General features: G+C 63.2%; 22 protein-coding genes. 8 read left to right on the top strand and 14 right to left on the bottom strand.

Annotation, left to right across the window (positions count from 1 at the left end):
• Positions 1 to 11 precede the first annotated feature (11 nt).
• Positions 12 to 866 carry a transketolase gene (locus GR158_RS10590; protein ID WP_160871066.1) on the bottom strand — a complete coding sequence of 285 codons (855 nt, stop codon included), beginning with the start codon at positions 864 to 866 and terminating at the stop codon, positions 12 to 14.
• 285 nt (positions 867 to 1,151) lie between these two features.
• Here GR158_RS10590 and GR158_RS10585 point away from each other — a divergent pair, with 285 nt between their 5' ends.
• The 5 genes from GR158_RS10585 to GR158_RS10565 all read left to right on the top strand — a co-directional run bounded on the left by GR158_RS10585 (position 1,152) and on the right by GR158_RS10565 (position 5,892).
• Entirely contained in the window at positions 1,152 to 2,126 is a 975-nt protein-coding gene (locus GR158_RS10585) for a TRAP transporter substrate-binding protein (protein ID WP_160871065.1), read from the top strand.
• Positions 2,126 to 2,692, top strand: a complete 567-nt coding sequence (locus tag GR158_RS10580) for a TRAP transporter small permease (RefSeq protein ID WP_160871064.1) — start codon at positions 2,126 to 2,128, stop codon at positions 2,690 to 2,692. The genes GR158_RS10585 and GR158_RS10580 overlap by 1 nt, the downstream gene beginning before the upstream one ends.
• A complete protein-coding gene (locus GR158_RS10575; protein WP_160871063.1) occupies positions 2,689 to 3,948 on the top strand; it encodes a TRAP transporter large permease in 1,260 nt (419 codons plus the stop codon). The genes GR158_RS10580 and GR158_RS10575 overlap by 4 nt, the downstream gene beginning before the upstream one ends.
• 7 nt (positions 3,949 to 3,955) lie before the next feature.
• A complete protein-coding gene (locus tag GR158_RS10570) occupies positions 3,956 to 4,837 on the top strand; it encodes an NAD(P)-dependent oxidoreductase (RefSeq protein WP_160871062.1) in 882 nt (293 codons plus the stop codon).
• An 80-nt stretch (positions 4,838 to 4,917) separates the two neighbouring features.
• Positions 4,918 to 5,892 (top strand): LysR substrate-binding domain-containing protein, encoded by a 975-nt coding sequence (locus tag GR158_RS10565; protein WP_134650175.1) that lies wholly within the window; start codon positions 4,918 to 4,920, stop codon positions 5,890 to 5,892.
• A gap of 46 nt (positions 5,893 to 5,938) precedes the next feature.
• On the opposite strand, the gene GR158_RS10560 is transcribed toward GR158_RS10565, so the two are convergent.
• The 6 genes from GR158_RS10560 to GR158_RS10535 form a co-directional block, all read right to left on the bottom strand.
• On the bottom strand, positions 5,939 to 7,198 hold the full coding sequence (locus tag GR158_RS10560; RefSeq protein ID WP_134650174.1) for a TRAP transporter large permease: 1,260 nt from the start codon (positions 7,196 to 7,198) through the stop codon (positions 5,939 to 5,941).
• Positions 7,195 to 7,761, bottom strand: a complete 567-nt coding sequence (locus GR158_RS10555; protein ID WP_160871061.1) for a TRAP transporter small permease — start codon at positions 7,759 to 7,761, stop codon at positions 7,195 to 7,197. Before GR158_RS10555 ends, GR158_RS10560 begins: the two co-directional genes overlap by 4 nt.
• Positions 7,761 to 8,738, bottom strand: a complete 978-nt coding sequence (locus GR158_RS10550; RefSeq protein ID WP_160871060.1) for a TRAP transporter substrate-binding protein — start codon at positions 8,736 to 8,738, stop codon at positions 7,761 to 7,763. The genes GR158_RS10555 and GR158_RS10550 overlap by 1 nt, the downstream gene beginning before the upstream one ends.
• Positions 8,739 to 9,040: 302 nt before the next feature.
• The gene (locus GR158_RS10545) at positions 9,041 to 9,700 is read right to left on the bottom strand and encodes a GntR family transcriptional regulator (RefSeq protein ID WP_134650171.1); all 660 of its coding nucleotides are present in this window, start codon (positions 9,698 to 9,700) and stop codon (positions 9,041 to 9,043) included.
• A gap of 30 nt (positions 9,701 to 9,730) precedes the next feature.
• Positions 9,731 to 10,840: an iron-containing alcohol dehydrogenase gene (locus GR158_RS10540; RefSeq protein ID WP_160871059.1), complete on the bottom strand. Its 1,110-nt coding sequence runs from the start codon at positions 10,838 to 10,840 to the stop codon at positions 9,731 to 9,733.
• A 6-nt stretch (positions 10,841 to 10,846) separates the two neighbouring features.
• Positions 10,847 to 12,265 (bottom strand): aldehyde dehydrogenase family protein, encoded by a 1,419-nt coding sequence (locus GR158_RS10535; protein WP_160871058.1) that lies wholly within the window; start codon positions 12,263 to 12,265, stop codon positions 10,847 to 10,849.
• A gap of 193 nt (positions 12,266 to 12,458) precedes the next feature.
• On the opposite strand from GR158_RS10535, the gene GR158_RS10530 reads away from it, so the two are divergent.
• The gene (locus GR158_RS10530; RefSeq protein ID WP_160871057.1) at positions 12,459 to 13,373 is read left to right on the top strand and encodes a hydroxymethylglutaryl-CoA lyase; all 915 of its coding nucleotides are present in this window, start codon (positions 12,459 to 12,461) and stop codon (positions 13,371 to 13,373) included.
• An 11-nt stretch (positions 13,374 to 13,384) separates the two neighbouring features.
• Here GR158_RS10530 and GR158_RS10525 read toward each other — a convergent pair whose 3' ends face one another.
• From GR158_RS10525 to GR158_RS10495, 7 genes are all read right to left on the bottom strand, one after another.
• Positions 13,385 to 14,164, bottom strand: a complete 780-nt coding sequence (locus GR158_RS10525) for an SDR family oxidoreductase (protein WP_160871056.1) — start codon at positions 14,162 to 14,164, stop codon at positions 13,385 to 13,387.
• 9 nt (positions 14,165 to 14,173) lie between these two features.
• Positions 14,174 to 15,322 (bottom strand): galactonate dehydratase, encoded by a 1,149-nt coding sequence (dgoD, locus tag GR158_RS10520; protein WP_160871055.1) that lies wholly within the window; start codon positions 15,320 to 15,322, stop codon positions 14,174 to 14,176.
• 19 nt (positions 15,323 to 15,341) lie between these two features.
• A complete protein-coding gene (locus tag GR158_RS10515; RefSeq protein WP_160871054.1) occupies positions 15,342 to 16,979 on the bottom strand; it encodes a GMC family oxidoreductase in 1,638 nt (545 codons plus the stop codon).
• 42 nt (positions 16,980 to 17,021) lie between these two features.
• Complete coding sequence (locus tag GR158_RS10510; RefSeq protein WP_160871053.1) at positions 17,022 to 17,918, bottom strand: aldose 1-epimerase; 897 nt, start codon at positions 17,916 to 17,918, stop codon at positions 17,022 to 17,024.
• Positions 17,919 to 17,926: 8 nt separating this feature from the next.
• On the bottom strand, positions 17,927 to 18,928 hold the full coding sequence (locus GR158_RS10505) for an ABC transporter permease (protein ID WP_134650163.1): 1,002 nt from the start codon (positions 18,926 to 18,928) through the stop codon (positions 17,927 to 17,929).
• A gap of 11 nt (positions 18,929 to 18,939) precedes the next feature.
• Positions 18,940 to 20,472 carry a sugar ABC transporter ATP-binding protein gene (locus GR158_RS10500; protein WP_160871052.1) on the bottom strand — a complete coding sequence of 511 codons (1,533 nt, stop codon included), beginning with the start codon at positions 20,470 to 20,472 and terminating at the stop codon, positions 18,940 to 18,942.
• A gap of 114 nt (positions 20,473 to 20,586) precedes the next feature.
• A complete protein-coding gene (locus GR158_RS10495) occupies positions 20,587 to 21,558 on the bottom strand; it encodes a substrate-binding domain-containing protein (RefSeq protein WP_160871051.1) in 972 nt (323 codons plus the stop codon).
• Positions 21,559 to 21,826: 268 nt separating this feature from the next.
• Between GR158_RS10495 and GR158_RS10490 the strand changes: the two genes are divergently transcribed.
• Both GR158_RS10490 and GR158_RS10485 read left to right on the top strand, forming a co-directional pair.
• On the top strand, positions 21,827 to 22,618 hold the full coding sequence (locus tag GR158_RS10490) for a FadR/GntR family transcriptional regulator (RefSeq protein ID WP_230640229.1): 792 nt from the start codon (positions 21,827 to 21,829) through the stop codon (positions 22,616 to 22,618).
• A 128-nt stretch (positions 22,619 to 22,746) separates the two neighbouring features.
• The gene (locus GR158_RS10485; protein WP_371731636.1) at positions 22,747 to 23,523 is read left to right on the top strand and encodes a GntR family transcriptional regulator; all 777 of its coding nucleotides are present in this window, start codon (positions 22,747 to 22,749) and stop codon (positions 23,521 to 23,523) included.
• Position 23,524 lies beyond the last annotated feature (1 nt).

Genomic DNA, 23,524 nt, shown 5'->3' with positions numbered 1-23,524 from the left:
GTGATCCTCCCTCATTCCGGCCGGTTCGCGTCGAGAACGGCGAGCGCCTTCTGCCACTCGTCCGCCTCGACCCGCACGAAATGCGTGATCTCGCGCTGTTCGAGAAAAGGCACGCCCTTGCACATGATCGTGTCGCAGATGATGACGCGGGGTTTGGCTTCCTTGAGGTCTCGCGCCGCATCGAAAGCCGCGACGAGCGCAGCGATGTCGTTGCCATCCACACGCTGGACATGCCAGCCGAAGGAGGCCCACTTGTCGCCGAGCGGCTCGGAGCACAGCATGTCCGTCGACTTTCCGTCGGCCTGCTGGTCGTTGAAATCGACGATGCAGACGAGATTGTCCAGCTTGTGATGGGCCGCCGACATGGCGGCTTCCCAGGTGGAGCCCTCGCCGAGTTCGCCGTCGGACATCAGGTTATACACGAAGGCCGGGTTTTGCTTGGCTTTGAGGCCGAGCGCCATGCCGACACCGATGCCCAGTCCCTGGCCGAGCGATCCGCCGGTGATCTCCATGCCGGGCGTATAGGCTGCCATGCCGGACATCGGCAGGCGGCTGTCATCGGTCCCGTAGGTTTCCAATTCCTGCTCCGGCAGGATGCCGGCCTCGATCAGCGCCGAATAGAGGGCGATCGCGTAGTGGCCGATGGACAGCAGAAAGCGATCGCGGCCTTCCCATTCGGGTTCATTCGGCCGATAGGCGAGCGCGTGGAAATAGGAGACGGAGAGAACGTCGGCAATGCCGAGCGCCTGCCCGACATAGCCCTGCCCCTGCACCTCGCCCATGCGGATGGCCTTGCGGCGGATTTCCCAAGCGCGACGCGCAAGGCTCATGTTCGACAGCGTCGCCGCCGTGGCCTGAATGGTCATGCTTCCTCCCGTGTCGTCCGACGCAATCACGGCGCCAACGACTGACACTACTGCCGCGGAAAAAAACGACCTTCAATTAAGTTATTCGAACAAGTTGTTTAGAAAAACTTAGATGACGCTTTCGTTCAGATGAGCGAGGTTCATGGAAGCGGGCGAGGAGGACGTTCCGCTGCATGATCCGGCTGATCGCCGCCGCCACTGTGACGGCAGATCAACAATCGCAGATCACGCAGTGTCGGAGGCTTCCCTTTCGCGTAGACAACCCACGCCCTAGGGAGGAGCGACATGAAATTTCGCCATCTATTGACCGCCGTTGCCTTTGCGTTGTGCGCCAGCACGGCCAATGCCCAGACGTTCCAGCTGTCTCACAATGCAGGCGCGGGCAATCCAAAGGATGCTGCCTCGCTGAAGTTCTCCGAGATCGTCAAGGAAAAGTCGGGCGGTCGCCTTCAGGTCGACGTCGGCGGTGCCGCACAGTTCGGCGACGACGCCGAGACCATCACCAACATGCGCCTCGGCACCATTGCGTTCTCGGCGAATTCTCAGGGCACCACCTCAGCCGTTGTGCCTGAGATCGCGCTACTGGGGCTGCCGTTCCTCTTCCAGAATCTCGAGCAGGCCGAAGCCGTGATGGACGGCCCTGTCGGCGACAAGATCGCCGCGGCGGCCGAAAAGCAGGGCCTGGTCGTTCTGGGTTGGTGGAACAACGGCATTCGCGAAGTGTCCAACTCCAAGAAGCCGATCGTGGCGCCGGATGACCTGAAGGGTATGAAGATCCGCACGCCGCCGGATCCGATGACCATCGACATTTTCGAAGCGCTTGGCGCGTCACCGACTCCCATGGCCTTCTCAGAGCTTTACATCGCGCTCCAGCAGGGCGTGGTTGACGGTCAGGAGAACCCGCTGATCAACATCTATTCGTCGAAACTGCATGAAGTTCAGCCTTTCATCTCGATGACAAACCACAAGTACGAGGCGACCCCCTTTCTGGCGTCGAAGATCGTCTTTGACGGTCTCTCCGCCGAAGACCAGGAAATCGTCCGCGCGGCCGCGAAGGAAGCTGGAGAACTGAACCGAAAGATGGTGCGCGACCAGTCGACCGAACTGCGCACCACGCTTGAGGCCGCTAGCATCAAGTTCAACGAGGTCGATCCCGCACCGTTCGTCGCGGCCACGCAGCCGGTCTACGAAAAGTGGCGCGCCCAGTACCCGGAACTCGTCGACGAACTCATCGCAGCGGCCAAGGAAGCCGCCAAGTGATGACGGCGGCTCCTGTTCGGGCAACCGATGGCAAGGCGGGTTCTCCCGCCTTGCGCTTTGCGAATCTGATCGGCGAGGTCCTCGACCGGATTGCGATCCTCATTGCCGTCTCCGCGGTCGTCGTCATCTTCCTTGCGCTGATGGCGGAAGTCGTCGTGCGCTATTTCACCTCTGCCGGCCTCGGCTGGCCAAACGAAGTGCCCAGCTTGCTCTTTCCGTGGCTCATCATGGGCGGCATCGTCGTGGGCGCGCAGCGCGGAGCCCACATCGCGGCCGAAGCACTGCGCTCCATGCTTGACGCGGCGAAGCTGGGCCTTCTGCTGATGGGCATCAACCTGCTCGTGGCCATTTCGTTCGCCTATCTCGCCTGGCTTTCGCTGCAGGTCATCCAGATCACGAGGGTCCAGGTCTTCCCCATGACCGGATTTGGTCAGGCCTGGGCGTACAGTTCTCTTCTCTTCGGTTTCGGCGGCATCGCGCTGGCGGCCGTCGTCAATCTCATTCGGGTGGCCTATGCAGCGGATCCGCGCCTCGTCCACCAGACGGAAACGGAGCATATGACATGACCGCCGTCATGACCGGCATTTTCGCCGTCCTTCTGGCCCTGTCCGTGCCCGTCGGCTATGCCCTGATCATCGCCGCCGGTACGGCCATTCTCTTCAACGGCGGAACGCCGACAGTGCTTGCCGTCGTCAAGCTGTTCCAGCCGACCCAGAGCTTCCCTCTGCTGGCCATTCCCTTCTTCATCCTCTCCGGCTCGCTGATGATGTCGGGTACGCTCGGCCAGAAGCTCGTGCAATTCGCCGCCGCTCTCGTCGGCCGCTTCCATGGCGGCATGGGCCAGGTCACCGTCGTCGGCTCCACCATATTTGGCGGCGTCTCCGGGTCCGCTGTGGCGGAAGCCTCCGCCCTCGGTTCCATGCTCATCCCGTGGCAGAAGCGCGAAGGTTATCCGGCCGGCTTTGCCGCCGCCGTCACAGCCTCGTCCTCGACGATCGCGGGCCTCATTCCGCCGTCGATCCCGCTCATCCTCTATTCCACCGTCTCCAACGCCTCCATCGCGGCACTGTTCTCGGCCGCCGTCCTGCCCGGCCTGATGCTCGCCGCCGGCATGATGGTGGTCTGCTACCTGTCCGGCCGTATCCGTAATTTTCCACGGCTTACCGACCAGACACATCTGCGCTCCATTGGCAAATCGATCCTTTCTGCCCTGCCCGCGCTCCTGATGCCGTTCTTCATCGTCGTGCTGCTGCGCGCCGGCATCGCCACGCCGACCGAGGTCAGCGTCATCGCGGTGTTCTATGCACTGGTCGTCAGCGTCATCATCTACCGCGACCTGACCTGGGCGCGCCTGCACGAGGCACTGGTGGGAACCGTGATTACCACCGGCATCGTCATGCTGGTCATCACCGCTTCGAGCCTGGTCGGACACGTTCTCATCACCGAGCGGGTTCCCACCATCGTGGCGCAGTGGGCGCAAGACACGCTGGTCAATGCCATTCTGATCATCCTCATGATGAACATCATCATGCTGGTGGTCGGCATGTTCCTCGACCTGCCTGCAGCGATCCTGTTGCTGGGGCCGACCTTCGTGGCCATCGGACACGCCATCGGCATGGATCCGATCCAGCTCGGCGTGATGGTATGCATCAACCTGTCGATCGGCCTCTTCACTCCGCCCATCGGCACCACGCTGTTCATCGGCGCGGCCATAGCACGCGTTCCGATCGGCGCTGTCGTCAAGGAGCTCTGGCCTTTCTATCTGGTCGCGTTCATCGTGCTGATATTGATGTCATACGTTCCAGCACTCACAATCTATTGAGGATAGCATGAGCAAGACCATCGCCTTTGTCGGGCTAGGCTCCATGGGCCTGCCCATGGCCACCAACCTGGTCAAGGCCGGGTACTCTGTCCATGGCTTTGATACGCGACCGCAGGCCATGGACGCGCTCGCAGCGGCCGGCGGGATGCGCCCCGAAAGCCTCGCATCGGCCTGCCAGCACGCCGATGCGCTGATTCTGATGGTGGTCAATGCCGCGCAGGCGCGGACCGTGCTGATCGAGGCCGGGGCGCTCGCCGCACTTCCCGCGGGCGCGCATGTCTGTCTGATGGCGACCTGCCCGCCGGACGAGGTCACGGCACTGGAAAAAGAGATCCGGGCAAACGGCAAGCGGCTTGTCGACTGCCCGGTCTCCGGCGGTGTCGTCGGCGCGAAGGCGGCGACGCTGACCATCATGGTGGGTGCGCCGCAGGACGACTTCGACGCCGCCGCTCCGATCCTTCGCGCCATGGGCGACAAGCTCTACCATTGCGGCCCGAAGGTCGGGCAGGGTGCGGTGGTCAAGGCAATCAACCAGCTTCTCTGCGGCGTACACCTCGCCGCGGCCGGGGAGGCGCTGGCGCTGGGCGAAAAGGCTGGCGTCGACGTCGCCACGCTCCTGGAGATCGTCTCCGGCTCGGCGGCCTCAAGCTGGATGCTGAAGGACCGCGGCCCGCGCATGCTGATGGAAACCCCGCCCGTAACGAGCGCGGTCGATATCTTCGTCAAGGATCTCGGCATCGCGCTTTCCGCCGGGCGTTCGGCCGGCATGGGGCTGCCGCTTGCCGCCGCCGCTCACCAGATGTTCCTTGCCGAAAGCGGCAGCGGCAATGGTCTTGCCGATGACAGCAAGGTCATCGCCGCCTATCGCCGTCTCAACGGCGTCTCTTGACATCCACGGCACGCCGCAGCCCATTGGCGGGCGACGCGCCGGATTGACTCCGGCGCGTCGCATATCATGCGGAGACCGGCGTGGCCATCAATCCCAATCTGAATTCACTTGCCTATTTCGAGGCCGTCGCCCGCACGGGGCGCGTGTCACTGGCCGCTGCCGAACTCGGTGTGTCCGCCGCCGCCGTCAGCCAGCAGCTCAAGCAGCTCGAGGAGCAGTGGGGTGTGCGCCTGTTTCGCCGCAAGGACCGACGCCTGAGCCTGACGCTCGACGGCGAGACGCTTTTCCAGGCGACGACCAATGCATTCCGCATGATCCGGGGCGCCCGGGCCGTGGTCCTGCGCCAGCGCAACAACCGGCAGCTGACGGTGCGTTCCAGCCCCAGCTTTGCCGTCCGCTGGCTGACGCCGCGCCTCAAGCATTTCCTCGACGCCAATCCCGACTGGGGTATTCGCGTCGATGCCACGCCCGATTTCTCCGACTTCGAAACGGAGGCGATCGATCTCGACATGCGATACGGCGCAGGCGCCTGGGAGGGCCTGCATACCGAGTGCATCATCAACGATTTCTTCCTGCCGATGTGCAGCCCGGCCTATCGCGAGCGGCTGGCGGCCGACGATACGGATCCGGCCGGTCTTCTCGCCCATGCACGGCTGATCCATTCGGTGAAGACGCTCTATCAATGGGACGCCTGGCTGCTGGTGCATGGCATCGACCCGCCGATGGAGCAGGCACCGCTGCGCTTCGACCGGTCGTCAATGGCCATCCAGCTTGCCCGCGACGGCGCGGGCGTGGTGCTCGATTCCGCCACCCTCGCCCAGGGAGATCTCGAGCGCGGCACGCTCGTCCCGCTCTCGACCGCCTTCGATGTCGTGGAGTTTCCCGCCTACTGGATCGCCTGCCCGCCCCGCCACGTCAACAGGCGCAATGTGCGGCTGTTCTCCGACTGGATCCGTGAGCAGGGCCGGAGCTTCGATCACCAGGCGCGCGGCCTTCTCGAGGGGCTCGGCTGCCGGATCCGCTTCGCCAGCGATGGCGAGCCCGTCCTGCGCTAGCATTTCCGGCCGCGCCCGGGGGGACGCGGCCGACAGACATCCATCCTCAATAGATGGTCAGGGCCGGGACGTAGGAAATGAGGCCAAGGGCAAGGGCTGCAACGAGGTAGAAGGGCCAGAGCTCGCGCACGACGGCGCCGATGGGGACGCGTGCTATGGCCGCGCCGATGAACAGCGTGGTGCCGATGGGCGGAGTGAATAGGCCGATCGACAGGTTGATGCAGATCATGATACCGAGCTGGATCGGATCCAGGCCGATCGTCTGGCCGATGGCCACGAAGGTCGGGCCCAGCAGCAGAATCGCTGCAGGCAGGTCGAGGAACATGCCCACCACCAGCATGATGATGTTCATCATGAGGATGATCAGGATCATCGTGCCCAGCGTCTGCTGCGCCCATTGTGCCACGATGGTGGGAACTCGCTCCGTGATCAGCACGTGGCCGACGAGGCTGGAAGCGGTGATGACCAGCATGACGATGCCTGTCGTGACGACGGTCCCGATCAGCGCGGCGTAGATGCTCTTGAGGGTCAGGTCACGGTAGACGACGGCGCTGACGACGAGTGCATAGAACACCGCGATGACGCTGACCTCGGTCGGCGTCGCGATGCCGGCGCGCAGAAGAAGCACGATGAAGAGTGGCATGGCGAGCGCGGGCAGAGCCGAGACGAACAGCCTGCCGAAGGGCGGGAACTGCGAGCGGTCGGTGAGCCGCGGAAAATTACGGATACGGCCGGACAGGTAGCAGACCAGCATCATCCCGGCGGCGAGCATCAGGCCGGGCAGGATGCCTGCGGTGAACAGGGCCGCAATCGAGACATTGGCGACCGTCGAATAGAGGATGAGCGGGATCGACGGCGGGATGAGGCCGGCGATCGTGGCCGAGGATGCGGTCACAGCGGCGGCAAAGCCGGCCGGATAGCCTTCACGTTTCTGCCACGGGATGAGCATGGAGCCGAGGGCGGAAGCTTCCGCCACTGCCGAGCCGGAAACGCCGCCAAAGATGGTGGAGCCGACGACGGTGACCTGTCCCATGCCGCCATGGAAGCGACCGACGAGGGCGGCGGCGAGCTGGACGAGCTTCTGGCCGAGCGTGCCGGACATCATCAGCGAGCCGGCAAGGATGAAGAAAGGAATGGCCAGCAGCGGGAAGCTCTGGGTCGGCTGGAACAGCTTGACGACGGCAAGCACCGTGGGCGTTCCACCATGCCACAGGATGGCGCCGCCCGAGGCGATGATGAGGGCGTATCCGACCGGCATGGAAAGCGCCAGCAGGACCGCGAAAACGGCGAGCATGATCGCAGTCATGGCGCGTGCTCCGGATCGGTTTGGTTCAGGGACTGCGGGTCCTGCGCAAAGGCGACCCGCACGATGTTGACGAGCGAGGCGAGCGCGATACCGCCGAAGCCGAAGAGCAGGGCCGAATAGGCCCAGGCCTGTCCCAGCCCGGTCATCGGGAAGACCTGCGCCTTGGTGATGGCGATGACCTGCAGCGAAAGCCACGCGAGATAGCAGAACGCGACGGCGACCATCGCATGCAACAGCATGAGGAGCTTGCGCAGCTGTTCGGTGCTGAGGAAGCTGCGGATGGCTTCGGCGGCGATATGGCTGCCGCGCTGCGCGCCGATGACGATACCGCCCATGATGAGCCATGGGAAGAGCAGGTTGGGCACCTCGTTGGGCCAGCCGAGGCCCGCGGAGGTGAAGTAGCGCACGACAACCTCGGCCATCAGCGCCAGGAAGATGACGACGATGGAGCCGACGGAAATCGCGATGGCGAGGTAGTCGATGACGAGGCCTGCCATGTTGGAGACGCGCAAGGCGGACGGACCCGCCTTGACGTCATAGAGGGGGGAGTTGGCCAGCCCCATTATTGCGCCGCCGCCTGCCTTGCCGCCGCGACCAGCTCGTCGACAAGTTCCGGATATTGCGCACGCCACTTCTCGTAGACCGGCTGTGTCGCGGAAATGAACGGTGCAGGGTCCACATCGTTGAACGTCACGCCTGCCTCCTGCAGCTTGGCATAAAGTTCCTCGCTCTGCTCGCGAACCATCTTGCGGTTCAGCTCGCCTGCCTCGACGGCGGCCTTGCGAATGATGTCCTGATCCTCAGGCGAAAGCGAATCGAAGACGATCTTCGAAGCGAGGAACGGCGTGGATTCGAATTTGTGGTTGGTGCGGCTGATATAGGGCTGAACCTCGTAGAGCTTCGAGGAGTAGATGTTGATCAGCGGGTTTTCCTGACCGTCGACCACCTTCTGCTGGAGCGCGATGTAGAGTTCGGAGAAGGCCATGGGGGTGGGCGACGCGCCGAGCGCCTCGAAGATGTCGATGGTCATCGGATCCGGCGGCGTGCGGATCTTCAGACCGGCGAGATCGCCCGGAGCCAGGATGGGCTTGCTGGAGTTCGACGTTTCGCGAATGCCGTTGTTCCACCACGCTAGAACCAGGATGCCCTGCTTTTCGGCCGCCGCGGCGATCTTGTCGCCGACCGGGCCATCCATCACGGTTTCGGCCTGCTCGAGGCTCTGGAACAGGAAGGGCAGACCGAGAAGCCCGATCTCGGGAACCGCGCCCGATGTCGCGCCCTGCGCGTTCGCCGAGAATGCGATGGTCCCCAGGCGGATGTTGGTGATGCTCTCTGCGTCGTCACCAAACTGCGAACTGGTACCGACATCGACGGTTATGCGCCCGTCGGTGCGCTCCTTGACGAGTTCCGCGAACTTGAGGGACGCGGTGTCCTTGGGATTGCCCACGGCCGCACTGTGCGAGATCTGAAACTGCTGGGCGGCTGCGGAACTGGCGCACAATGAAACGACCAGAGCAGTGACGAGATTGCGAACTTTCATGACTATCCTCCACTTGTTGTCACGAACCGATAGATGGTGTTTTCGGGCTCCCCTCCCGAAGGTCGACCTGTCAGCGGCAACAGTGGGTCATGCACACCTGCATCACAGGTGTCGCTGCCATGAAACCGATTTGCCCGGTCGAACGGACATCCCCTCAGGGGTGCCGATCAGGTGGTTCGACGAACGACGCCGAACCGGTTTGTCTGGCCGAACGGCCGGCGGATATTGCTGCCTGCGGCGCACCGCGCGATGCACCATTCCGGCTGCCCGACTGTCTTCCTCATACGCCCCCCGACCCGTCTCTACATCTGAAGCAGCAGCTTCTTAAGGATCTCGCGCACCAGATGGCGGTGATCCTGGCAAAGCTTGCGTGCCTTCTCGCTGTTACCGGCCGCGATGGCCGCGATGATCAACCGGTGCTCCCGGACGGAATTCGCCCGGTCGACATAAATCGGGCTGACAAAGGACAGCACCGATTTCATCTGGTCGCGGACCGAATAATAGCTGCTGGCGATCAGCGCGTTTTCGGACATGTCGAAGATGATCTGGTGGAATTGCCCGTCCAACTCCGCCCATATCCGCGCCTGGTCGCGGTCCAGGTTCTCCTCCATCCTGTCGACCAGCGGCGTCAGACGCCCTTCCAGTTCCTGTCCATCGACGTCGCCGGCGGCGACACGTTCGGCCAGCAAATATCCCGCCATGCCATCGAGCGCCTCGACCAGTTCGTACCCCTTGATGAGGTCCTGGATCGTGAAATGGCGCACAAACGTCCCCGAGCGCGGAATGACCTCGACCAGCCCGTCGGCTTCCAGCCGCTTGATCGCGTCGCGTACCGGCGTGATGCTCATTTCGAATTCACTGGCGATGCGGTGAATGTCGAGGGGAGCCGACGGACGCAGACCACCATTGATGATCCTGTCCCGCAGCGTTTCATACGCCTTGTCGGAATAGTTTCGCGTCATCGTCTTCCCTCTGGACACCGTAGGGCCTCGTCACATGAGTTCGCTATATACCCTCGCTATATCCTGCGCCGAAAGCGGAACATAGTTGTTCACCAGCAATCGCTGCTGTGTTTCGATCACCTTGTCGGCGTACCGGCCCGCGTCACCGGCGGTCATGCCGTATTCGCCAAGCCGCCGTGTCGGCACCACTGCGGCAAGAAGCGCATCGAGCGCATCGAAGGGATTGCCGCCATCGCTTACGCCCACGACATCCTCGATCAGGCGCGCGATATCGGCGATCTTTCCGTCCGGGGCCTTCTCATAATAGATCTTGAAGACCGGCGGCAGGAAAAGCCGTGTCGCCTCGCCGTGCGGCACGTGATGCGCGCTGCCGAAATGCATCGCGATCGCGTGAACGCCGCCGGCCAGCACGTTTGCCAATGCGATGCCCGCCATGTTGCTGGCGGTCAGATATGCCTTGGCGTCCTGCTGGATGACATCGCGACCATGTTGCACGATGCGCATGTAGCCCTGCAGGATCGCGCGTATGGCCGCCATGCAGAACATGTCCGTATAGGCGCTGGCGCGCGGCGCGAGATAGATTTCCAAGGCGTGCACGAGCGCGTCGGCCGAGGATGTCGCAAAGACATGATAGGGAATCTTCGACAGGAGCTCGTCGATCAGGACGGCGTGGTCTGCAAAACCCGCGTCGAAACCCTTGCCGATCTTGCTGCCGATGGACGGAAAATCGAAGACCGAAACGCAGGTAACTTCGCAACCCGTACCGCACGTCGTCGGGATCAGGAGAAGGCCCGCCTTGCGGCCTGGCTGCACACCGGCCGCGAAAAGGCCAGCCACGGTCTTATCCGAATCCAGCGCCAGCACCTTCGCACAATCGAGGATGGAGCCGCCGCCGATGGCGATGAGACGCTCGAACCCGAGCTTGCGGATAGCACGAAGCATTTCGTCTACTGCGACATCCGTCGGCTCGCCGCCACAGAAGTCGTCATAGAACAAGGTTTGCGCCGGCGTATCCTTCATGAAGGCGTCATGCAGGACGCGTTGCGTGAAGATCAGATCCCGTTCCGTGACGGTATGGGCTTCGGTGAAGGCGGCGAAGGTGTCGTAGCCATGGAGCTGTGGGCGAACAGCGAACTTCATCGTCGTTCAGGCTCCCGCTGCGATACGCACGGCGGCGATCTTCCCGAGCAGGGGGCCGTAGATAGCCTGGTCGTCAGGCGCCGATCGGTCAAGCGGTTCGGCGATGCGCGTCGTGTTGTAATAGTGCCTCTGGGTGACGTTCTCGGATACGGAGTTCCCGCCCCAGCTGCCGCAGCCGAGCGAGAAGGTCTTCGCCAGGCCGTTGGACCAGCTGCCCGAATTCGCAACACCGTGCGACTGGCGCACGATGACCCGCGAGGTCTTCGTTTCGAGGCCGAGCTTCAAGATGCGCTCGGGATCATTGGAATGAATGCCACAGGAATGGCCGGCACCCGAATAGCCGGTGATGGCGTTGACCAGCGCGATGGCGTCGTCGAAGGCGTCGTATTTGTAGCAGGTGAGGACAAGGCTAAGCTTTTCGCCGGAGAACGGATAGTCGGCACCGGCGCCCTGCTCTTCCACCACGATGAACTTGCGGTCCGCCGGTACGTCGATACCGGCAAGCCCCGCGATTTCGCCGACCGGACGGGCAACGACCTTGCGAGAGACGTGGCCGTTTTCCCAGAGCACGGTCTGGAGCCTGGCCTTTTCTTCGGCCGTTGCGATATAGGCCCCCTCCTTTTCGAGCGCGCGCAGGAAGCCCTCGTAGACGGACGCCTGGACGATGATAGAGTTCTCCGCCGAGCAGCCCGAGGCGTTGTCACCGGTCTTGCCGATCCTGATCTTGGATGCGGTTTCCGCCAGATCGATCGTCTCGTCGATGATCACGGCGGCGTTGCCGACGCCGACGCCATAGGCCGGCTTGCCGGACGAGTAGGCCGCCGCCACCATATCGCCCGAGCCCGTCGCCATGGTGACGTCGCACTGAGCCATGAGTTCGGCCGCGAGCGCCTTGGACGGCGCGGCGATGCACTGGACCAGGTCTTCCGGAGCATTGAGCGCGCGAAGAATCTGGCGGATGATATCCACCACGAAGATGGTCGTCTTCTTGCTCGCCGGATGCGGCGCGCAGATCACGGCGTTGCGGGCGCGAATACCCAGAACGGACTTGAAGATCGGCGTCGCCTCGCAATTGGTGCTCGGCACGAGCGCCGCAATGACCCCATAGGGCTTGGCTATGGTGGTGATGCCGTTTTCCTCGTCGCGCTCGATGATGCCGACGGTCTTTTCCGCGCGGATATCGTGGAAGATCGCCGGCATCTTGTGGGTAAGCTTGGCACGCTTGCTTTCGACAAGGCCCATCTTCGTTTCATCATAGGCCATCTCGGCGATCATCGTTGCCAGTTCGGGGCGCGACAGGTGATAGACGATGGCACCGGCGATCAGGTCGACCTGCTCCTGGCTGTAGCCGTTCAGGATGGCCTGCGCCCTGCGCGCCCGGTCGACAAGGTCTTTGATGTGAATGTGGTCTGCGGACTGAGACATTGTTCCTCCAGGCCGCGGTCACGGCCACATGCTCCATGCTGTGATGCATCAGATAAGGCATCACAGGATCTATACGACGCTCTACGCGAAGCCGCAATCAAAATATTTTCTCTGATGCATCAGTTTAGATTTTTATTGATACCTTTGATGCAGCGTGCTAGGCGGCATGGCGATTGAAACCAGAGGTGCGGACATGTCAGCGAAAACGGATCGGGTGGAGATCAATGAAGTCGTCCTGCGGGACGGCTTCCAGAATGAGCCGGATTTCGTTCCGACAGAGGAAAAAATCCGCCTTGCCGACGGCCTGTCGCGCACAGGTATCCGGCGCCTGGAAGTTTCCTCCTTTGTCTCGCCCAAAGCGATCCCGAACCTGCGCGACGCGGCCGATGTGCTGCGGGGCATAAAGCGCGTACCGGGCGTACGATACACTGCGCTCGTGCCGAATGTGCGCGGCGCCGAGCGCGCGCTGCAAAGCGTCGTGGACGAGGTGAACCTCGTCATGTCGATCGGAGAGCGCCACAATCTCGCGAATATGCGGATGACCTGCGACCAGTCGCTGGCCCAGTTCCGGGAGATCATGACCGTGATTGCCGGCAGCGGCATCTTTGTGAACGGCACGATCGCCACGACCTTCGGCTGCCCCTTTGAGGGCCGCCAACCGGTGGAGCGGGTGCTGTGGGCCATCGACACCTACCGCGAGATGGGCATCGAGGGCATCACCATCGCCGATACGATTGGCGTCGCCAATCCTCGCCAGGTCGGCGAGCTCACGACGACCATCTTCCGGCATCACCCCGACCTGCCGTTGACGCTGCACCTGCACAACACGAGGGATTTGGGGCTTGCCAACGCGCTTGCCGCCTATGATGCCGGCATCCGCAGCTTCGATTCCGCATTGGGCGGCATCGGCGGCTGCCCCTATGCGCCTGGCGCGACGGGCAATGTGTGTACTGAGGATCTCGTGCACATGTTCCACAATTGCGGCATCGACACGGGGGGCGACCTTCCGGCGCTGATCGGGCTTTCAGGCGGGCTTCCCGCCCTGCTCGGCCACGCCACGCCGGGCTACGTCGTGAAGGCAGGCACCAGCGATCGCGTCTACGCCTAGACGCGCGGCTCTCATACCGGATGATGCAGCACGGTCAATCCACCGTCCGCGGTCAGGCAGGTGGCATTGATGAAGGGGCACTCGTCCGAGACGAGGAAGAGCGCGGCCATGGCAATCTCTTCCGGTGTCGCGATCCGGCCGCCGGGATGGAGCTTCATCGTCTCGGCCTCGGCCGCGACGGGATCGGGAAAGCTGTTCCAGTAGTCGATGACCTTCTGCGTGCGTACATAGCCGGGCGCGAGCGCATTCACCCGCACGCCCTGCCCCGCATATTCCAGGCCGAGCGCTTTCGTCATGCCGAGAAGGGCATGCTTGGCGACGGGATAGGGGAATGTATGCGGAATGATCGTGAAGGCGTGCGTCGAGGCAATGTTGAGAATGACGCCGCCGCCCTGTCCGATCATGCCCGGCAGCACGGCCCTGCTGCAGTTCCATGCCCCCTTGAGATTGATGTCGAAGCAGCGCTGCCAGTCCGCATCGCTCATCTTCAACGGTTCTGAAAAGACGTTGACGCCGGCATTGTTGACCAGGGTATTCGGTTGCCCGATCTCCTTGTCCGCCGTTGCGACCGCCAGCTCCATCGCCTCCGCATCGGTGATATCAGCCGCCATGATCCCGATCCGGCGAGCCTCGGCTCCAAGCCTTGCGGCTTCCTGGGCCAGGAGGTCTCCGTCGCGGTCGATCAGGAAAAGGGCGGCACCTTCGGCAAGGAACGCCTCGGCCATGGCGAGGCCGATGCCCTGTGCGGCGCCGGTGATGACGATGCGCTTGTCTTCAAGACGTCCGGCCATAAACTTCTCCTACCACTCGGCGACGCTGCCATCGGCATGACGCCAGACGGGGTTGCGCCAGCGGTGCCCTTCCTTTGCCCGCTCGATGACGTAGGCCTCGTCCACCTCGATGCCAAGGCCCGGCCCTTGCGGAATCGACACGAAACCGTCGGCATACTGGAACACCTCCTTGTTGGAGATATAGTCCAGAATGTCGTTGCCCTTGTTGTAGTGGATGCCGAGACTCTGCTCCTGAATAAAGGCATTGTAGGAGACGGCATCGATCTGCAGGCAGGCGGCGAGCGCGATCGGCCCCAGCGGGCAATGGGGCGCCAGTGCCACGTCATAGGCTTCGGCCATCGCCGCGATCTTGCGGCATTCCGTGATGCCGCCGGCATGGGAAAGGTCGGGCTGGAGGATATCGACATAGCCGTCGGCCAGTACGGATTTGAAATCCCAGCGCGAGTAGAGCCGTTCGCCAAGCGCGATCGGCGTCGAGCAGTGGTTGGCGATCTCCTTCAGCGCTTCGCGGTTTTCCGAAAGCACCGGCTCCTCGATGAACATCAGCCTGAACGGTTCGAGTTCCTTGGCCAGAACCTTGGCCATGGGGCGGTGTACGCGGCCGTGGAAATCGGCACCGATACCGATATGCGGGCCAACCGCGTCACGCACCGTGCCGATGGTCGCGACGATCGCATCGATCTTGTCGTTGCTGTCGACGATCTGCATTTCTTCCGCGCCATTCAACTTGAGGGCCTTGAACCCGCTGGCCACGATATCGCGCGCGTTCCTGGCGACATCCGCGGGGCGGTCGCCGCCGATCCAGCTGTAAACCTTGATCCGATCGCGCACCTGTCCCCCGAGCAGGGCGTGGACCGGCTGGCCATAGGCCTTGCCCTTGATGTCCCAGAGCGCCTGGTCGATGCCCGCAAGCGCCGACATGTGAATGGCGCCGCCGCGATAGAAGCCGCCGCGATACATGACCTGCCAGTGATCTTCGATCATCAGCGGGTCCTTGCCGATCAGGTAGTCGGCCAGCTCGTGCACCGCCGCCTCCACCGTCAGCGCCCGGCCTTCCACGACCGGCTCGCCCCAGCCGACGATGCCCTCATCCGTCTCGATCTTGAGGAACAGCCAGCGCGGCGGGACGATGTAGGTGGTCAGCTTGGTGATCTTCATAGGATCGCCCTCCGGTGCTCTAGGCTGCGCGTTCGAGGATGAGGTCCGCGGCCTTGGCGGCAGCGCCCAGCACCGCCGCATTGGTATTGCCGCTCACGATGGTGGGCATCATCGATGCGTCGATGACGCGAAGCCTCGCGGCGCCGCGCACGGTCAGCCGCGGCGTGAGAACCGCCATCTCGTCACCGTCATGACCCATGCGGCAGGTGCCGACGGGGTGGTATCCGGTCTTGACCGTACGCCGGCAATGTTCGGCGATGGCTTCATCACTGGTCACGTCCGCACCGGGAAAAATCTCTCGCTCGATCAGCTCACGCATCGGAGACGCATCCAGAACCGTACGGGCGAACCGGAAGCTCTTGACCGTCAGGCGCAGGTCATCGGGATGGTTGAAGATGCCGGTGCTGACCACGGGATTGCGCAGAGGATCAGCGGAAGTCAGCGTCACGCTGCCACGCGCCTTCGGCCGAAGCAGAAGCGAATTGATGGTGACGCCGTGGCCCGGATCGGTCCCCATCACGTCGCGGTCGAGATAGACCGTCGGCACGCAGAACATCTGGATGGTCGGCTCGGCATTGTTGCCGTCGGGATCGTAGAATGCGCAGGTCTCGACGCCCGTTGTGGTCACCGGGCCGGACTTGAACAGCAGATACTGCAGGCCGGCCTTGATCATCGGCCAACCGCGATCCTGACCGTAGTAACCGAAAGCACCCTTGGTCGTCGCCACGACCGGGCACTCGTAATGGTCCTGAAGGTTCTGGCCGACCCCCGGCAGGGCGATCTCGGTGCGAATGCCGTGGCGCGCCAGCTCCGCTTCGGGGCCGATGCCCGACAGCATGAGGAGTTTCGGTGTCTGGTAGGCGCCCGCGGCGAGGATGACCTCGATGCCCGCCTCGGCGCGTCGCGTTACACCGCGCTGGATATATTCGACGCCGGTCGCCGCGTCGTTCTGCAAGAGAAGTTTCGTCACCGTCGCTTCGGTTTCGATGGTCAGCAGAGGGTCGTCCATGACAGGTGCCAGAAAGGCGTCGACGGCACTGCACCGCCGGCGGGTCTGCCAGTCGATGGTATGCTGCATCATGCCGACGCCGAATTGCCCGGCCCCGTTGAAATCCGGGTTCCAGGGGATGCCCATGGTTTGCAGCGTCTTGATATAGGCGCGGGTCATCTGGCTGGTGTGGCCGAGATCGGAAATCTTGAGCGGCCCGCCGACGCCGTGGAATTCGCCGGCCAGGTGATCGTTATCCTCCTGCGCCTTGAAATAGGGCAGCATGTCCCGGTAGGACCAGGCGCCGTCGTTTTCCGCGCCCGGCGCGGTGATTGAGTTATTCCATCTATCATAGTCGGCCGCCTGCCCGCGCATGTAGACCATCGCATTCACCGTGCTGCCACCGCCGAGAACCTTGCCCTGCGGCACGATCGGACCACGACCGCCCAGCTGCGGCTGCGGTTCGGTCTGGTGCATGGCGAGATAGGTGTCCTTGGCCAGAAACTTCATGTAGCCGGCCGGAAAGTGCATGATGGGATTGGCCTTGCGCGGACCGCGCTCGAGCAGGAGCACGCGGGCGCGAGCCTCCTTCACAAGCCGTGCGGCGACGACACAGGCCGCGCTGCCGCCCCCGACGATGATGTAATCGTAGCTTGTCTCTTGCGGCATCGCGCCATCTCCTGCCGGTCTTCGGCAAATCGTCGTTTCGTTTCAGGCCAGCCTGGTCGGCGTCAGGCGCACGCTGCCGGACAATGTCTCTCCCGGGCGGAGCACTTTAAGGTCGCCGAGCCCCGGCATGTTCTGGCCGTCGGCAAGATGTGACATCGGCTCGAAGCAGAAATAGTCGCGCTGGAAGGCCGGATCGAAACCGGTATCGGACACGAAGACGAAAGCATGGCGAAACAGCGGATCGGCGCTGAGCGACAGCTGCGTCGCGCGCTCCGGCCAGTCTATACGTGCCTCGCCCGACCAGTCTTCGAAACCGTTGTTTACCCAGCGATGCGGCAGGGAACGCGGCGAGCGGAAATCGACATCTTCCGGGATATCCACGGCCTCGCCGGGCAGCCAGCCTTCTACCTCCGTCCAGTACCGGGTGGCGGGCGCCAGCAATGTCGTTTCCGGCGTCATCGGGAAGTACGGGTGCCAACCGAGCCCGAAGGGCAGCGCCGCATCGCCGCGGTTCGTCACCGACAAGCCGAGCACGAAGGCCCCATCGTTTACGGCGAAGCGCTGCTGCGCCTCATACCGATATGGCGTACCCTTGCCGCTCAGATGCGCGAAGGAGAGCGTAACCGCATCCGCGCCGTGCTGCAGAACCGACCAGTCGGCCTGCCAGCCTTCACCATGCAGATAATGCGGGTCCCAATCGGTGTTCGGCTGAAAGCGGTAGTCCCGTCCTTCGAAGCGGAAAGCATTGCCGCGCACCCGGTTGCCGAAGGGAACGAGCGGGTAGCAGCCGGAAGCAAGCGCGTCGGCATCATCCCCGGGTGCTGGCCGCAACAGGGGAACCGATGCCCCATCCCTGTGCCACCACAGCCCGAGCACGAGGCCGCCGGCCGTGGCGATGCGCGCCGAGAGATCGCCCTTGCCGATATCGATTATCGCCATGGCGCGCCTCAGCCCTTGTTGCGCGCCGCGCCGCGCTTGATCGCCTGAATATTGGCGAGAACGGCAACGACGATGATGAGACCGCGTACGACCTGCTGGAAAAACGGATTGATGCCGAGCAGGACGAGGCCGTTGCCGATGAGCGTGATCACCAGCACGCCGAGCAACGTACCAAGCATGGAGCCGCGGCCGCCCGATAACGCGGTGCCACCGACCACAACCGCCGCGATCACGTCGAACTCGAGCCCGCTCGCCGCCGTCGCGTTGCCCGAGCCGAGGCGGGACAGGAGGAGGATGCCGGACACGGCGGCCATGGCGCCGGCGATCGCGAAAAGCTGGACCCGGATGCGCGCGACATTGATGCCCGACAGGAACGCCGCCTGCGGATTGCCGCCGATGGCGTAGACCGAACGGCCGAATGCGGTCTTGCGGCTGACGAAGGCAAAGACGGCGAAAAGGATGAGCATGATGATCGCGGCCGGCGGTACGCCAAGCACGGGGCGATCGAGCATGTCGACGATATCGTTGCGACCGATCGACACCGGAAGTGCATCCGTCATGAACAGCGCCGTGCCACGCAGCGCACTCCACAGCCCGAGCGTGCCGACGAATGACGGAACGTCGAAATAGGCGCGCAAGATGCCGGCAATCGAGCCGAGGGCCGCGCCGATGATGATGGCGAGCACGAAGGCAAGCGGCGTCGGGACGCCCCATTGCAGAAGATAGGCGAGCGCGACCGAGATGAAGGCCACCATCGGGCCGACGCTGACATCGATCTCGCCGGAAATGATGATCAGCGTCGCCGCCCATGCCGCGATGCCGATCGTCGCGGCGTCACGCAGGATGTTGATCTGGTTGTTGAAGCTCATGAAGCCGTTGGCTGTCGTCGTGAACACCACGTAAAGCACAACGATAGCGACGAAGAGGCTGATTTCGTTCATGTGCTGTGAGAAGCCACGGCGACGCGGCGCTCCACTCGGCACGGTTCGAACGGCCTGGTCGTTGGACATTCTGGTCTCCATCAATGACCGGCGATGCAGGCCGCCATCACGGCATCCTGATCGATATTGGGGGATGTAAATTCTTCCATCAGCCTGCCTTCGCGCAGCACGAGCACGCGGTCGCAGACGAGTGGCAGTTCCTCGATTTCGCTGGAGACGAAGATGACGCTGCGGCCCTCCGCGGCAAGCTGCCGTATGATGGCGTAGATTTGCGCCTTCGCCTCGACATCGACGCCGCGGGTCGGCTCGTCCAGCAGCAGCACGCGGCTGCCGGCATGAACCCAGCGGCCGATGACGACCTTCTGCTGGTTACCGCCTGACAGCGTGCCGATCGGCGTATCCGTCGCCGCCGTCTTCACGTGAAGCCGCGCGATGACCTCCCGGGTCGCCTCGGCGATCCGCCGCGCCGAGAGGATGCCGCGCCGGCTGACCGCTGCAAAATCCGTCGCCACGGTGTTTTCGTCGACACCGAGGAGTGGCACGATGCCCTCCTCCTTGCGGCTTTCCGGCGTGTAGCCGAAGCCGCGGTTAAGCATGGCCCGATATCCAGGGCGCCGGATATCGGTACCGTCGACGCAGATTGTTCCGCTGTCATAGGCGCGGACGCCCATGATGGCCTGAAGCAGCTCCGTGCGGCCGGCGCCAAGCAGGCCTGCAATGCCCAGAACCTCTCCCTGGCGCAGTTGGAACGAGACACAAGCGAGCTTTGGCGCCAGGGCAAGACCGGAGATATCGAGGACCACCTTGTCGCGCGCTTTCGTCTCGACAGCCGCCGCCTGGGCCGCCTCGGAGCCGAGCATGAGGCGGACGATCTCACGCGTATCGGCACCGGCGACATCGACCGTGTCGATGATGCGGCCATCGCGCATGACGGTCGCGGAGCGGGCAATCTGGCGAATCTCGTTCATGCGGTGGCTGATATAGATGACTGCGATCCCGTCCGCGGCAATACGCTTGACGGCCGCCATCACCTTCTCGGCTTCCGCCGCAGCAAGCGAGCTCGTGGGCTCATCCAGGATCACGAGTTTCGGCTTGCCGAGCAGCACGCGGGCGATCTCGACGAGCTGGCGCTCCGCCGGGCTTAGGCCGGCGACGGGATCGGACGGCGGCATGTCGAGGCCGAGCCTTTGCATGGCATCCCGTGCCTCAGCCTCCATGCCGGTATAATCGAGAATGCCGGCACGCCGCGGCCAACGGCCGAGAAAGAGGTTTTCGGCAATCGACATGCCGGGAACGAGGCTGAGTTCCTGATAGACGACGCGGACGCCGCGGACAAAAGCCTCCTGCGCGCGCGCAGAACCGCTTCCGCTCAACGCGACGCCGTCGATGCTGACGGTGCCGCTGTCGGGCACCTCGGCGCCGGTCAGCATGCGGATCAGCGTGGATTTGCCGGCCCCGTTCTTGCCAAGCAGCGCGCGCACCTCGCCGGGAGCGACCCGGAAGGAGGCATTGTCGAGCGCCAGAACGCCGGGATAGCGTTTCGTACAACCCTCGAGCGCGGCTATGGCGCCGCCGACCCGGTCGTTTTGACGCGCATTTGCGGATTGGATCATGACGGGCCCGCCTGAAGTCCTTGGATTAAAACGAATGCTCCAGCCCGGCCGGAACCGTGGAGGATCCCCGCCGGGCTGGTCGCGACGGCCGCAAAGGGCCGTCGCCCCGGAAGATCACGGAATGCCGTCGGCGTGCGCCTCAAGCCAGCCCTTGCCGTCTTCCGCACTCTTATAGAGGTCGATGTCGTAGGCGACCTTGATATCGGCCGGCGGTTTGCCGTCGATGGAATTGATTGCCTGCGTCAGCGCGAGCTTACCGAGGCCCTGGCCCGAGATGTCGACAACCGCCTTGATGACGCTGAAGTCGGCGAGCTCCTGAGCAATTTCCGTCGTCATGTCGCCGCCGAAGACCACGGTCTTGCCGACGCGGCCCTGGCTCTTGACGGCGCGCGCCGCACCAAGGGTTGCGCCGCCCGCCTCACCGAAGAAAGCATCGAGATCCGGATGCGACGAGAGCATGGTGCTGGCCACCGATACCGCCTTGTCGAGGGTAGCACCCTCCTGGTTATCGACGATCTTGGCGTTCGGCACCTTGGCGAACAGCGCCTCCTCGAAACCCTTGCGGCGGGTGACACACACTTCGACGAACTCGCAGTTGAGCACCGCGATGGTCGGCGCGTCCTTCTTCTCCGCGAGGAAATAGTCGGCGGCCGCGTCGCCCAGCTTGTGGCCGAACTGATAAGGGTCACCCACCGCATAGGCGGAGACATAGTCCTTCATGTCGTTTTCGCTAAGGCAGGTATTGTAGCAGACGACCGGAATGCCAGCGTCATGGGCGCGGCGGATCGCGCGGAACGAACCGTCGGCGGAGACCGGCGAGACGATGATGGCCTGCACGCCTGCGGAAATCAGCGAGTCGATGAAGGACGATTCCTTGCTGACATCGCCTTGCGCATTGGTTTCGATGACCTCGAGCTTGCGGCCGGCATCCTTAGCGCCATCCTGGATGCCCTTTCGTACGCCGGCATAGAAGCCCTGCGCGTCCATATAGATGGCGCCGACCTTGAGATCCTTGTCCTGCGCGAACGCGGTGGATGCAGCAAGAGCGGCAAGGGTCGCCAGCGCGGCTTTGGCGATGAATTTCATATGATCCTCCCACAAAACGATGGTGTGCGCCGATGGTCCGCCGTTGGCGAGCCGTCGCGATGCCATCGCACTCTAAACTTCATCATATTAATGTCAATATAAATACGATTTATTTTTTTATAAGTGCCCTGCACGCGCTTCTTCACTGGATACGGCGCGGAAAACACGTTAGAAGCGGCAGAATAAATAATATTTAGTGTAGCCGGCGGTCCTGCGTGACCTTCCTCAAAGGCACCGAAGCTGCATGCGGGCGCATAGGAGAAGCAGTGTGGCGGCAACACCCGTGGCACGGAACCTGACGCAGAACGGAGATCCGATTGCCGAGCGGGGCAAGCGCAGTGTCCGCGAAGCGCTTTTACGGCAGATCGTCGAGAAGATCGTTTCTGGAGAGATGGCGGAAGGCTCGACCCTGCCGAATGAGGCCGAGCTCACGGAGCAGTTCGGCGTCAGTCGCACCAGCCTGCGCGAGGCCATGCAATATATGTCGGCCCTTGGCATGGTGCGGTCCCGCACCCGCGCTGGAACGACCGTGCTGCCGCGGGAGAACTGGAACTATCTGGATCCGCTCCTTCTCGACGTCATGTTGAGCATCGGTGCGGACGAAACGTTCTACACGTCCCTGATCGACGCGCGCCAGCTGCTCGAGCCCGCAGCAGCGGCACAGGCAGCGGCCAATGCGAGCGCCCGCGAACTGTCGCAGATCGCCAAGGCCTTCGAGGACATGGTGGAGGCCAATTCGCGCGACAACGAGGAATGGAGCCGCGCCGACCTCGATTTTCACACCGCCATCATCAATGCCAGCGGCAACTGGGTCTACCGCCAGTTCGCCACTGCCATCCGCGCCGCCCTGCTCGCGAGCTTTCGTCTCACCAACCGCGCGAGCCAATCGCACGAGCAGGCGATCCTCAAGCACCAGGACGTTCTGGAAGCCATCCGCATGCGCCGACCAGACGCGGCACGTCACGCCATGGAACAATTGATCGGCGTGGCAAGAAGCGAGATCACCGACGCGCTCAGAAAATCGCGCGGCCGTGAATGGCCGTCGAAGGATGAGACGTAGATCGCCATCAGACGAAAGTGATCCTCGTCAGGCGGGTCACTTTGCCAAATGCCGGCCCAGCTAGGCCCGCAGCACGCGAAATCTGTTGCACAAAATCAATACCAGTTTAACATCAGAAAAATATTCTGGTGAGGAATCGCCTTGAAGGCGCGCTTTTCATGACCGACCGGCCGATCCTGGACTTCCTCGCGCACGAGCTTGCGGCTGCCAGCCGTGAACCGCTCTATCGGCAGCTGGAAACCGCCCTCAAGCAGGCGATTGCATCCGCACAGATCAAGCGCGGCGGGGTCATTCCGAGCGAGCGCGTGCTGAGCCAGGAACTGGGCCTCTCGCGCGTCACCGTGCGGAAGGCCATCGAAGGGCTCGTATCGGACGGCGTGCTCGACCGGCGCCATGGCGCGAAAACCGTCGTGTCTTCCCGGCTGGAAAAATCGCTCGCGACAATGACCAGCTTTTCCGAGGATATGCGCTCACGCGGTCTGGAGCCGGGATGCACATGGATTTCACGCGAAATTTCAAGGCCTTCGCCGGCTGAAATGATGGCGTTGGGCATTTCCGGAAGCGAGAAGGTGGTGCGGCTGCGCCGCCTGCGGACAGCCGACGGACAGCCGATCGCCATCGAGATGGCGACCCTGCCCGCGCGCTTCGTGCCCGAGCCGCAGGCCATTGGCAACTCGCTCTACGAATATCTGGAGGCCGCTGGCGCCCTGCCCGTGCGCGCATTGCAACGCATGCAGGCAAAGCCCGGCACCGACGAGGAGCGACGACTGCTCGCGGCGCCTGACGACGCCTCCCTCCTCATCATGGAGCGCCGCTGCTTCCTGGCGGACGGCCAGATCGTGGAATTCACGCAGACCAAGTATCGCGGCGACGTCTACGATTTCGTGATCGAACTGATGCGATAAT

It is taken from the genome of Shinella sp. AETb1-6, assembly GCF_009826875.1.
Classification (GTDB): Bacteria; Pseudomonadota; Alphaproteobacteria; order Rhizobiales; family Rhizobiaceae; genus Shinella; species Shinella sumterensis.
Note: the sequence above shows the minus strand (reverse complement) of the source record. Positions and strands in the feature narration are given on the sequence as shown.